The following is a 12,231-nucleotide window of genomic DNA, read 5'->3' as shown; positions in this document are numbered from 1 at the left end:
AAGGCGCGAGCCACTGAAAAAGGACCGGTATTCTACACCATCAACCTGCCACGGCGGCGCGCCGGGCACGAAATGCCATGGCTAGCCAGACGGCAGTGACGCCGGCGAATTTCGAGGCCAGCGCGGTGCCGATCACCACCGGGGTCATGGCGCCGATCATGCCGAAGAAAATCAGCGTATCGACCGGGATGCTCAGCGCCGAGCTCAGCCACAGGCGGTCGCGCAGCGGCCGCCGGGTGATACTGAACACCAGCCAGTCGATCAACTCGGAAATGAAGAACGCTGTGGCGCTGGCCAGGGCGATGGCTGGCTCCGACGTGACGTAGGACAGCACCAGGGCCAGCAGCATGGCGACCAGAGCGCCATGCCCGAAGCGGGTCTGGACCATGTCGCGCAGGATGAACACCAGGCCACCCCAGGCAGACCAGATGACATCCAGGTGCGGGGCGCTGGAAAAGGCGTAGTTGATCAGCACTACGCTGCTGATGTAGGCGATGAGATAGAACATGGCGCGAGGTCTGTGGGCAAGCCGCACAGAGTAGCGGTGGCCTCTTCGCGGGGCAAGTCGCAGCGGCGAAGAGGCGAGCGCTGATTAGACGCCGAAGATCACCCCGGCCGCCAGCGCCCGCTCATGGCAGAGCTTGAGCACCGCCCGGCGCTCGGCGTTGTCCATTTTCGACCAGCGGCTGATTTCGGCCACCGTGCGCTGGCACCCGGTGCAGATGTCCTGCTCGTCCAGCCCGCAGATACTCACACAAGGTGAAGGCACCGGGCGTTCTACCGCCGCCGCATCACTCATCGTCGACCACCAGCTCGCGGGCATAGCGTTCGGCGTTGTGCACATAGTGCGCGGCGCTGGCCTCGAGCAGGCGCTTCTGCTGCTCGGTCAGCTCACGCACCACCTTGCCTGGCGATCCCATCACCAGCGAGCCGTCGGGGATTTCCTTGCCTTCGGCAATCAGCGCATTGGCGCCGATGATGCAGTGCTTGCCGATGCGCGCACCATTGAGGATCACCGCATTGATGCCGATGAGGCTGTAGTCGCCGACGCTGCAACCATGCAGCATGGCGTTGTGGCCGACAGTCACGCCCTTGCCCAGGGTCAGCGGCGAACCCATGTCGGTGTGCATCACGGTGCCGTCCTGCACATTGCTGCCCTCGCCGATGTCGATCAGTTCGTTGTCACCACGCAACACCGCGCCGAACCAGACGTTGGCATGCGCCTGCAGGCGCACCTTGCCGATCAGCGTGGCGTTGGGCGCGGCCCAACTGGTGGGGTGGGTTTCGACCCGCAGGTCGCCCAGGCGGTATTTCATGTGCGTTCCTTGACTCATCGGCGGCTAATGACAGGCGGCAGGGTGGGCCCCGCTCAGGTTTCGATGTATTGCACGGGCGGCTCGTGCAGGCTGATGCCAGCGTCGAACAGCAGGTTGACCAATTCGACGATCATGATTGCCGACAGGCCCCATATCTTGTACTCGCCAAAGCGATAGCTGGGCACGTACCAACTGCGGCCCTGGTAGTCGATGCGATGGGTATGGTCGCGCGGGTCTTGGCGGAAGAACTCCAGCGGGACGGTGAATACTGCCGCGATTTCGGCATCGTTGGCACGGTATTCGACGTAATCGGGAATCAACCCGACGAAAGGCGTCACCTTCAGGCCGTGCAGCGAAATCAGCGGACTGAGCGGGCCGACCACCTCCACCAGGCCAGGCGGCAGGCCGATTTCCTCCTCCGCCTCGCGCAGCGCGGTGAATACCAGGTCGGGGTCCTCGGGGTCGCGCCGGCCACCGGGGAAGGCAACCTCGCCTCCATGGGTGGACAAGCCCTTGGCGCGCAATGTGAGGACCAGCTCGGGCGCTTCGCTGCGGGTGATGGGCAAAAGTACCGCCGCTTCAGGGAACCGTCGATCGGTTTCCAGCGACGTGGGTACATGGTTGCTCATTCGGCGAAGTAGCTCGTCCAGCATTGCGCACTCTCGTTTCCAAGGCCTGCCTTGCATGATGCACCAAAGCCGCGACGCACCCAAGCCCCGCACGCTTGCCCTGGCCCCTGCAGGCGCGCCAAGATAAGGCCAAGTACAAGGAAACCCAGCATGAAATTCTGCAGCGCGTGCGGCCAGCCGGTCATTCAGCGGATCCCCGAAGGCGACAGCCGCCTGCGGTATGTCTGCGAGTCCTGCCACACCATTCACTACCAGAACCCCAACATCGTCGCTGGCGTGCTGCCCACCTGGGGCACCCAGGTGCTGCTGTGCCGCCGCGCCATCGAGCCACGGCGTGGTTTCTGGACCCTGCCCGCCGGGTTCATGGAGAACGGCGAGACCCTCGACCAGGCCGCCCGTCGCGAAACCGTCGAGGAGGCCTGTGCCCGAGTCGGCGACATGGCCTTGTACCAGCTGTTCGACCTGCCGCACATCAGCCAGGTGCATGTGTTCTTCCGCGCCGAACTGACCGACCTGGACTTCGACGTGGGCGTCGAGAGCCTGGAAGTGCGACTTTTCGACGAACACCAGATTCCATGGGGCGAGCTGGCTTTCCGCACCGTCGCCCGCACACTAGAATGCTACTATCGCGACCGCATCGAGCAGCATTACCCCATTGGTCATGAGTACCTGCCGCCGATGAACGTCTCGCCCTCTTCCTAGCATTCCAGGGATACCGTTTCATGCGCTGGTTGTTCGCTCTCCTCTGCCTTTGCGTTACCTCGGTGTCCCAGGCGGCCTTCACCGAGACCATCATTCGCAAGCCACAACCGCTGGTGGTTCCGCAATCGCAGTCGCAGAGCGCCATGCAGCCGCTGATCGACAAGGTGCTGGTGATCAAGTCCGAACGCCGCCTGCAACTGATCAGCCGTGGCGAACCGCTCAAGACCTACCGCATTTCCCTGGGCAAGCAGCCCAAGGGCGCCAAGCAGCGCGAAGGTGACAAAAAGACGCCCGAAGGCCTTTACTGGCTCGACTGGCGCAAGCAAAGCGACCGTTTCAACCTGGCCATGCACATCACCTACCCGAACATCCGCGACGCCGCCCAGGCCACCCGCGAAGGTGTCAGCGCCGGCAGCATGATCATGATCCACGGCACGCCGATCAACGACGAGTACCCCGAGTGGTACTTCCATACCCTGGACTGGACCGACGGCTGCATCGCCATGCGCAACGCCGACATGCGCGAGGTCTGGGACCTGGTGCGCGACGGCACGCTGATCGAGATTCGCCCGTGATAGTCCCGTGGTCGAACTGAGATTGTAGGAGCTTTCTGTCCTGCCAAGCCCACTCCCCCTACATCATCCATAGCCCAGGTACTGCATCCACTTGGGTGCAACAAACAATAGGATCAACGCAAACGAGTACGTGAAACGTACGCCATTCGCGGGGGTCCTCGATGCACTGTCTCTTCTGCCCGGCCTTCTCCAGCCGGCTCGCTGGATGCCTGTCCGCGCTGCTGATGCTCCCGACGGCGCAGGCCAGCGACCCCGCCACTCAACACCTGCGCGACCAACAGCATTCATTGCAACGCCAGGAGCAGGATCAACGACTCAAGCGCTGGCAAAGCCGCCCTGCGCCGCAAGGCCCGGCCTCGACACCCGAGGCGCCTGGCGATAGCCGCCAATGGGCTGTATCGGGCCTGCGCATCGTCGGTAATCAACAGATATCCGACCCGGCACTTGAGCGGGCCCTGCGCGGGCTGGTCCGCCCAAGGATGGGCATCGGCGATATAAACGAACTGCTCAAGGCCATCACAGCCCTCTACGTTCGCGAAGGCTTTCCCACCACCCGCCCCTACCTGGTACAGCCGCCTAAGGATGACGCCCCGCTGGATATCGTCATCGTCGAGGGGTTCGTCGAGTCCATCGAGTTCGCCGACACGACGTTGCCGCTGTCGCTCAAAGGCGCGTTCCCCGCCACCGTGGGCCGGCCTCTTCATCTCCCCGCTCTGGAGCAGGGGCTGGACCAACTCAACCGGCTGCGCGCCTACGACCTGAGCCTTGACCTGTTGCCAGGCGACCTGCAAGGCGGCACCCGGGTCGTTCTACAATCGCAGCAGCTCGGCTCGCGCTGGCACCTGGACAGCCGGTTGGACAACCGCGGCTCCGAACTGACCGGCCGCCATCGTTTCTATGTGGGGCTTGGCGTGGACAGCCCGTTGGGGGTGAACGACGACCTACGGGTCTCGCTGATTTCCACGGCGCTGGATGCCCCCGGCCGGAGCCAAGGCCTTACCTTGTACTACAGCATCCCTTATGGCCCGTGGACATTCGCCTTGAATGCCAGCCAACTGACCTACCAAGCGCCGCTGCCCCACAGTCGGAGCACCAGCGACGGCACCACTCAGTATCAAGGCGCAAGCATCGAACGGGTACTGTGGCGTAACCAACAAGGACTGCTCAGTGCCAGCGCAAGGCTGGACCGCAAGCAGCTGATCAACCGCAGCGCGGGCGCCGTCATCATTCAACAAAGCCCGACCCTGACCAGCTTCGAGGCTGGCATCAACCTGCTCTGGCTGCAAGACGGCCTGTGGAACACCTACCTGGGCGCCGCCCAAGGCATGAATTGGTTCGGTGCCGACCGCTCGCCCCTGGGCGCTGAACGCCTGCGCCCGGACTTTCGCAAATACCGCTTCAACCTGCTGCACCTGCGCCAAGGCCCGGTTGACAGGCCCTGGCGCTGGCAAAGCGAACTGGCCCTGCAGCACAGCGAACACGCCTTGCCAGCGGTCGAGCAGTTGCTGGTCAGTGACGATTCGACCGTGCGCGGGTTTCGCCTGCGCACGTACTCCGGTGCCAGCGGCGGCGCTTGGCGCAACACCTTCAGCCAGCCGCTCCCGGCCCCGTGGTTCCAGCCCCTGCAAGTGCGCCCTTACGCAGGCCTGGACGTTGGCTGGGTAAAGTCTGCCACTGGCAAACCCTCGCAGCACCTCGCCGGTGCGGCGGTTGGCGTGGAGCTGACCCTGCCCTCTGTGCGCCTGCGCCTCGATTACCAGCGCCCGCTCCATGCCAGTGACCTACCCCGCTCACACCTGGAGTCCGGCTACTGGGTCATGGAGTGCAGCCTGCACATCTGATTCACCCACAACAAAGAGAACGAGAACATGCCGATAGTCTCGCAACCAACGTCTATCCACCCTGACACCTTGCGTTGGGCCATTTTCCTCGCCTTGCTCGGCCCTAGTGCCGCCTTGGCACAAGGCCGGCTGGAGGCCGCGACGGGGCCGTCAGGCACGCCCATCATCAACAGCGGCCATCGTGTACCGGTCATCGACATCGTCGCCCCCAATAGCAAAGGTCTGTCACACAACCAATTCATCGACTACAACGTCGCCAGTGCCGGTGTGGTACTCAACAACGGCCTGCAGGCCGGCGAGTCGAAGCTGGCCGGTGCATTGACCGCCAACCCGCAGTTCCACGGCCAGGCAGCATCGACCATCCTCAACGAAGTGATCAGCCGCAACGCCTCGCTGATCGAAGGCCCCCAGGAGATCTTCGGCCGCTCCGCCGACTACATACTGGCCAACCCGAATGGCATCACCCTCAACGGCGGCAGCTTCATAAATACCACTCGCGCAGGGTTCGTGGTGGGCACGCCAGAACTGCAGGACGAGCAGTTACGCAGCCTCAATACCTTGAACGCCCACGGCACCCTGCAGGTGCTCGAGGGGGGGCAAAGCAATAGCGACGGTGCGCTCGAACTGATCGCGCCGCGAATCGACAGCAAAGGCTTGCTCGAGGCCCGGGGCGATCTCGACCTGACCCTCGGGCGCAATCGTATCGCTGCAGAAGATCGACGGATCGTCGAACACCAGCCCGGCACCCCATCGCGCATCGATGCCAGCCTGTTCGGCGCCATGCGCGCGGGGCGGATCCGCGTGGTGAGTACCGCCGAGGGTGCCGGCGTGCGCATGGGGCCGGCCTTCATGAAAGCCGATTCCGGCATCGAGATTCACTCCGCGGGCTCGCTGCAAATCGAGGGCCAAGCCGACCAGCCGAGCGAGCTTCACAGCGGCACAGGCGCCTTGCGCCTGAGCGCCGCCGACGACCTGACCCTGAGTGCGGTCGATGGCAAGGCTGATCAGATCGAAGCCAAAGCCGGCAAGAAGCTCACCCTGGATGCCCAGGCCCGCAAGCGCATTACCCACGACCGCGAAAACTGGAAAAAGAAATTCTTGTTCATCACCCGTGAAACCTATAGCCGTGAAACCACCAGCACCGAGCAGCAGTCGCTCGGCGTGAGCTTGCAAAGCCGCGGCGACACGGCGTTGCGCTCGGGCGCCGACATGAAGATGGTTGCCGCGCAGGTGGACGCAGGAGGCGAACTGAACCTCGAAAGCGGTGCCGGCCTGGATATTCTCGCCGGTATCGACAGCAAGCAAACCCAGAACCAGGTCCGCCATCGCAAGGACCTGTGGCGCGGCGACAGCGACACCGACAGCTACAGCGAGACGGCCCGGTCAAGCAAGCTCAATGCCGAGCGCATGACGGTCACGGCCAAGGACGCTCTGCGCGTTCAGGGCAGCACCCTGCACAGCCAGGGCAACCAGGACATCAAGGCCGCCAAGATCGAAATTGGCACCCTTGCCCTCGAGCAGCGCGGCAACACCGATCACTACCAGGGCGACCTGGTCTCGGGTACGTTCTTCGGTGCTCGCAAGGGCAACGACATCCAAGGCCACTCCCTGGCCGGCAGCCAGGTCACTGCCGATGGCAAACTGGCAATGACCGCCGACCAAGTCAGCATCAAAGGCAGCACCGCGCATGGCGCCCAGGATGCGGTGCTGTTCAGCGAGAAAGGCGTGCTGGCGGTCGAGGCGGACCATGGCAAGTCTCGCACCGTCGAACGCGAGCACGACAGCAAGCTATTCGGCCTCATCGCCAACGAACGCGAGAGCACCACGCGCACGCAACACGTGTTGACGAGCGACGTCAGTTCCAGCAGCAACCTGCGCCTGGCCAGCCGCGACGAGCTGCGTATCCAGGGTGCCAAAGTCACAGCGGGGGCGCATCTGCAAGTCGATGCCAAGGGCAAGGTGCTGATCGGCAGTGCGCAATCGGTGGACGAACGCGACACCCACGACCAACGGCGCGGCCTCACCGCCAGCGCCCGACAAACCCAGCAAGCCGAAGATGGCAAGCCAGGCTCGCGCCAATACGCAGCGAGCTTGGGCTACGCGGTGAACACAGGTACCGAACAGATGCGCAACAGTACACAGATTGCCAGCGAGCTGACCGGCAGCTCGATTGCCCTGACCAGCGACTCTCATGTGCAGATCGACGGCTCGAAGGTGCAGGCGAACGCCGGTGACCTCGATGTCCACGCCCGGCAAGTGACCCTGGGCGTCAGCCACCAGGAACGCGACACGACCTCCAGCAACACCCAGAGCGGTGGCGCGCTGACGCTCACCGGGGGTATCGACCGGCTGGGCAGCCTGGTCGAAGGGCACCACAACAGTACGCAAGTGTCCGAGCACGACCGCAAGGTGCTGCGCAGTGAACTGCGGGCCAGCGGCAACCTGACGCTCACCGCCGACACGATGGTCAACCAGGCAGCCAAGGTCGACGCAGGCCAAACCCTCGAGGTGACTGCCCGGCACATCGACAATCGCGCCGTCGAAGACAGCCATGAGCGTACCGAGGTGCGCAACGACTGGTCGGGCAGTTTAGGCGCGAGCCTCGAGTACCGCGATCTGACCCGGCCGATCGAACGGCTGGTACAGGGCGAAGAGGCAGCACGCTTCCAGCAGGCATCGCCCGAGGATGCGATGGCGGCCCCTAGCATCGGTGGCGACATGACCGTCGAGCACCTCAAGCGCCTGGAAAACCAACGCCGTGGCTTCGCCCAGGTGAACGAGATGTCCGGTGCCAGGGTCAAGGTCAAAGCCGACACGCTGGACGACCAGGCAACGGCCTGGCGGGCCAACGCAGGGACACTGCAAATCGAGGCCCAGCAACACAACCTGCTGGCTGCCAGCAACACCCGCCTGGAGAGCGTGCAGCGCCTGGCCTACGGTGGCGACCTGCGCATCGACACCAGCACAGGCAGCGACCTGAACGTGCGCGGTGCCGGCCGCGGCGGATCGCAGCACCGGCAAACCGTGACCAACACGGCAGTCCCAGGCAGCCTCTACGGGCAACAGGGCATTCATGTGCAACTGGGCAGCAGCGGCCGTTATGAAGGCACGCGTTTCGACGGCGGCAAAGGCGACGTGCTGCTGCAAAGCGGCGGCTCGCTGTCGTTGCCCCAGGCCACCGATCGCACCGAGCAACTGGCCCGCCAACTCGACGGCAACGCCTGGGCCAAGGTCGGCAACCGCCCGGGCAGCACCGGCGTGGACACCCGCGGCTATCTCGACCAAGATCAGCGGCAAACGACGCAGACCACCGCCCAGGTGGGCCAGATCGACGCCCAGGGCCGGGTGCTGCTGAACGCCGGGGGCGACCTGTCGCTCGAAGGCACACGCATCGGCGCCCGCCAAGCCAAACCTGCCGAGATCGCCCTGCACAGCGAAGGCCTGCTGCAAGTCCAGGCCGCTGGCAATACGCAGTCGGCCACCGGCGGCAAACTCGGCGGCGGCCTGGAACTGGCCGTAAAGATGGGCAACACCAAGGGCGGCGGTATAGGTGGCCACTTCGAGCACGGCAAGCAAACCGAGGATGCGCGCCAAAGCCTCGATGCCGAGTTCACCAGCGCCGGCAAGCTCACACTCACCAGCACCGCACGTGAAGATGTCGCCCTGCACCTGCAAGGCCTGCAGGCCTCCGCTGGGCAGATCGCGCTCAACGCGGCAGGCGGCGGCATGCACATAGAAGGCTCCTCCAACCATGAACGACGCGATAACCTCGCCATCAGCGCCGGGGCCGGCTTCAACATGAGCAAGGGGGCGACCGATACCCACGGCCTTCACGCCCGCGCCAAGGTCGATCTCGACCAACGCGACAATCAGACCTGGAACACCAGCGACCTGCGTGCCGATCGCATCGATCTGCAAAGCCGTGGGAATACCCGTATCGAAGGCGCAAGCCTGGAAGCAGGGCGTATCAGCGCAGCTGTCGAGGGCGACCTGCACATCGCCAGCCGCAAGGACCGCATCGATACCTTGCGGGTAAGCGGCGACGCACGGCTGAGCCAGGAAAAGAACCCGCAAGGCTACATCAACGCTGCCACCTCTTTAGCAGGGCCGCTGGGTGACAAAGTGAACGACAAAGCCGGCCCGGCACTGGGCAAGGCGGACCCCAATCTTTCGCCTACCCTCAAACTCGAGGTATCGCAGGTTCAACGTGACACCGTGGCTCGGCAAACCGCCGTCAAGGGCAGCGATGGAGTGAACCTGCAGGTTGGCGGCGACGCACGCCTGGTCGGCGCCCGTTTGCAGTCGGCCAACGGCGAGGTGGCACTCGCGGCCAAGGCCGTCACACGCGAATCGCTCAACGGCAACGATTATCGCCGTGATGTGTCGATAGATGCCTCCAACTCACTCTCCGACCTGGGCACGGCCATTGCCGACATCGCCAAGAGCAAGGGCGCGGCACAAGGCGAAAACGCGCTCGATCTGGGGCTGCTCAGGACCAGCGGACACGACCGTAACGAGCAATGGGCATCGAGCGTGCAGGGCAAACGCGGCCACTCTGAAACATCAGGCAACCAATAGCGTCGGCTTTACCGCCCTGCTTCACATTACTGCCAAACAATCATCATATGGGTGCCTTAAAGTCGCGCTTTCTCCCCACTCAGCCACTAAAAGGACAGCCTGATGAGTCGAGAAAGCGGCGACAACCTGGATCGCAACCGCAGCGGCAACCTGCCGATGGCCAGTGTCATGGACCTGTACCTGAGCCGCCGCAGTGTCATGCGCGGTGGCCTGGGCGCCGCCATCGCCATGGTTGCCGGTGGCGGCCTGGCAGGCTGCTTCGACAACACCAGCGCCAAGCAGGAAGCCACCTCGGCTGCCGGAGGCAAGCCAACGCTCGCGCTGGGTTTTCAATCCATTCCCGGCTCGCGTACCGATGGCTGCACCATCGCCGCCGGCTACAGCGCCTACGTCTTGGCCCCTTGGGGCACGCCGCTGAACAGTGCCGGGGCGGCCTGGAAGGCCGATGGCAGCAACAGTGCCGCCGACCAGGCCAACGCCATGGGCATGCACCACGACGGCATGCACTTCTTCCCCATCGATGGCAGCTCGGAAGACGGCCTGCTCGCCATCAACTTCGAATACATCGACCAGCAGGCCCTGCACCCGCATGGCCCGACGGTAGACGCCAGCGGCAAACGCCCCGCCGAAGAAGTACGCAAGGAGATCAACGCCCATGGCGCGGGTGTGGTCCGCCTGAAAAAACGCGATGGCCGTTGGCAGGTGGTCGACAACGACCCGCTCAACCGCCGCTTCACCACCGCTTCGCAGATGGACATCGCCGGCCCTCTGCGCGGCTCCGAGCACGTCAAGACCCGCTTCTCGCCAGACGGCACCCGCTGCCGGGGCACCAACAACAACTGCGGCAACGGCTACACGCCGTGGGGCACCTACCTGACCTGCGAGGAGAACTGGCCGGGGATCTTCGTCAACAAGGGTACTCTGCCCGCCGACCAGGCACGCATCGGCGTGGTCACTTCCACAGGCCTGTACCAGTGGGAAAGCGCCGCTGGCGACAGTAGCGAGGTGGCCGACGAATTCACCCGCTTCAACGTGACCGCGCGCGGCGCAAGTGCCACCGACGACTACCGCAACGAGGCGAGTACCTTTGGATACATCGTCGAGATCGACCCCTACGACGCCAGCACTCGCGCCACCAAGCGTACCGCCCTCGGGCGCGTGCGCCACGAAGGCTGCTGCCCAGGTCTGGCGATAGCCGGCAAACCGCTGGTCTGGTACATGGGCGACGACTCCAACAACGAGTACCTGTACAAGTTCGTCTCCACGGCGCCATGGGACCCCGCCGATGCCAATCCCACCGACCGCCTGGCCACCGGCGCCAAATACCTGGACCATGGCACGCTCTACGTGGCCCGCTTCGATGCCGACGGCAAGGGCGTGTGGCTACCGCTGCAGACCGCTACCCCCACACTCGCGGGCAGCACCCTCGGCGCACTATACAGCGACCTTCCGGGGATCATCCTGCACACCCGTGGCGCCGCCGATGCCGTGGGCGCCACGCCCATGGACCGCCCGGAATGGACCGCCGTCAACCCGCTCAACGGTGATGCCTACCTGACCCTGACCAACAACCTGGTGCGCAGCGCCGACAGGGCGGACCACGCCAACCCGCGCGGCCCCAACCTGCACGGCCACATCATCCGCTGGCACGACAGCGACGATCAGCTGAGCTTCACTTGGGACATCTTCGTCTATGGCGCCAATGCCAGCGGCAGTAGCGAAATCAACCGCTCGGGCCTGAGCGAGTTGAACCAGTTCGCCAGCCCGGATGGCATGAGCTTCGATAGCCGAGGGGTACTGTGGTTCGAGACCGACAACAGCGAGAAGAGCGTGGCCGGCTACACCAACGACCAGTTGCTGGCGGTGATTCCCACCCAGCTACTGGGTACCGACGGCAAGCAGGTCGCGGTCAATGGGCAGAATCAGATAGACCTGCGGCGCTTCTTCGTCGGCCCGAACGGGTGCGAGATGACCGGCATCACGTTCACGCCGGATAACAAGACGCTGTTCATCAACGTGCAGCATCCGGGGAATTGGCCGTTCAGCGACAAGGCCACCGATGCGACGCCAGCGGGCACGCGGGTGCGGCCACGGGCGGCGACAGTGGTGATCCAGCGGGTCGATGGCGGGGAAATCGGGACAGCCTGATAGGGCGACAGGCCGTCAGCATTGCGCTAAAGGTGCTGGCCTCTTCGCGGGTAAACCCGCTCCTACAGGTTCTCCACATCTTTGCTGAACCTGTAGGAGCGGGTTTACCCGCGAAGAGGCCTACGCGGTCTAGAACTCGACGAGACGCCAGACCTCATAGGCCGGCGTCTCGTACGGGTGGCTCTGCTTGAGAGCAGCGACGACCTGGGCAATCAGCTCGTCAGCCACCACCAGCTCTACCTTCCACTCCTCCACCACCTCGACCTGGCCCGCCTGCCCGAGGAACGGCTGGCTGCCGTCCAACGGGCGGAACTGGCCCTGGCCCAAGGTCTGCCAGGCGCAGTGGTCATAGTCACCGATACGTCCGCCGCCAGCGGCGAACACGGCATCCTTGACCACCTCGACATGGCTGGCCGGGACGAAGAAGGCGAGCTTGTACACG

The 12,231-nt window shown here is 64.3% G+C and carries 10 protein-coding genes; 5 read left to right on the top strand and 5 right to left on the bottom strand.

Features of this window, described 5'->3' with window-relative positions; translation table 11 throughout:
* Positions 1 to 40 precede the first annotated feature (40 nt).
* The 4 genes from IAE37_RS08330 to IAE37_RS08315 all read right to left on the bottom strand — a co-directional run bounded on the left by IAE37_RS08330 (position 41) and on the right by IAE37_RS08315 (position 1,969).
* A complete protein-coding gene (locus tag IAE37_RS08330) occupies positions 41 to 508 on the bottom strand; it encodes a VUT family protein (RefSeq protein WP_201172188.1) in 468 nt (155 codons plus the stop codon).
* 84 nt (positions 509 to 592) lie between these two features.
* Complete coding sequence (locus tag IAE37_RS08325; RefSeq protein WP_201172186.1) at positions 593 to 799, bottom strand: DUF1289 domain-containing protein; 207 nt, start codon at positions 797 to 799, stop codon at positions 593 to 595.
* Positions 792 to 1,316 carry a gamma carbonic anhydrase family protein gene (locus tag IAE37_RS08320; protein ID WP_201172185.1) on the bottom strand — a complete coding sequence of 175 codons (525 nt, stop codon included), beginning with the start codon at positions 1,314 to 1,316 and terminating at the stop codon, positions 792 to 794. The genes IAE37_RS08325 and IAE37_RS08320 overlap by 8 nt, the downstream gene beginning before the upstream one ends.
* Before the next feature lie 53 nt (positions 1,317 to 1,369).
* Complete coding sequence (locus IAE37_RS08315; protein ID WP_201172182.1) at positions 1,370 to 1,969, bottom strand: CoA pyrophosphatase; 600 nt, start codon at positions 1,967 to 1,969, stop codon at positions 1,370 to 1,372.
* Between the two features lie 126 nt (positions 1,970 to 2,095).
* Between IAE37_RS08315 and IAE37_RS08310 the strand changes: the two genes are divergently transcribed.
* The 5 genes from IAE37_RS08310 to IAE37_RS08290 all read left to right on the top strand — a co-directional run bounded on the left by IAE37_RS08310 (position 2,096) and on the right by IAE37_RS08290 (position 11,789).
* Positions 2,096 to 2,647 (top strand): NUDIX hydrolase, encoded by a 552-nt coding sequence (locus tag IAE37_RS08310; RefSeq protein ID WP_201172181.1) that lies wholly within the window; start codon positions 2,096 to 2,098, stop codon positions 2,645 to 2,647.
* 20 nt (positions 2,648 to 2,667) lie between these two features.
* Positions 2,668 to 3,222 carry a L,D-transpeptidase family protein gene (locus tag IAE37_RS08305; RefSeq protein ID WP_201172179.1) on the top strand — a complete coding sequence of 185 codons (555 nt, stop codon included), beginning with the start codon at positions 2,668 to 2,670 and terminating at the stop codon, positions 3,220 to 3,222.
* A gap of 161 nt (positions 3,223 to 3,383) precedes the next feature.
* Positions 3,384 to 5,063 carry a ShlB/FhaC/HecB family hemolysin secretion/activation protein gene (locus IAE37_RS08300; RefSeq protein ID WP_201172177.1) on the top strand — a complete coding sequence of 560 codons (1,680 nt, stop codon included), beginning with the start codon at positions 3,384 to 3,386 and terminating at the stop codon, positions 5,061 to 5,063.
* Positions 5,064 to 5,090: 27 nt separating this feature from the next.
* Positions 5,091 to 9,641 carry a hemagglutinin repeat-containing protein gene (locus IAE37_RS08295; RefSeq protein ID WP_201172175.1) on the top strand — a complete coding sequence of 1,517 codons (4,551 nt, stop codon included), beginning with the start codon at positions 5,091 to 5,093 and terminating at the stop codon, positions 9,639 to 9,641.
* A gap of 102 nt (positions 9,642 to 9,743) precedes the next feature.
* Positions 9,744 to 11,789, top strand: coding sequence for a PhoX family protein (locus IAE37_RS08290; protein ID WP_201172173.1), 2,046 nt, complete (start codon positions 9,744 to 9,746; stop codon positions 11,787 to 11,789).
* Positions 11,790 to 11,918: 129 nt separating this feature from the next.
* On the opposite strand, the gene IAE37_RS08285 is transcribed toward IAE37_RS08290, so the two are convergent.
* Positions 11,919 to 12,230 carry an NGG1p interacting factor NIF3 gene (locus IAE37_RS08285; RefSeq protein ID WP_201172171.1) on the bottom strand — a complete coding sequence of 104 codons (312 nt, stop codon included), beginning with the start codon at positions 12,228 to 12,230 and terminating at the stop codon, positions 11,919 to 11,921.
* Between the last annotated feature and the right edge of the window lies 1 nt (position 12,231).

Source organism: Pseudomonas sp. S31 (genome assembly GCF_016648105.1).
In the GTDB taxonomy this organism is placed as follows: Bacteria; Pseudomonadota; Gammaproteobacteria; order Pseudomonadales; family Pseudomonadaceae; genus Aquipseudomonas.
Note: the sequence above shows the minus strand (reverse complement) of the source record. Positions and strands in the feature narration are given on the sequence as shown.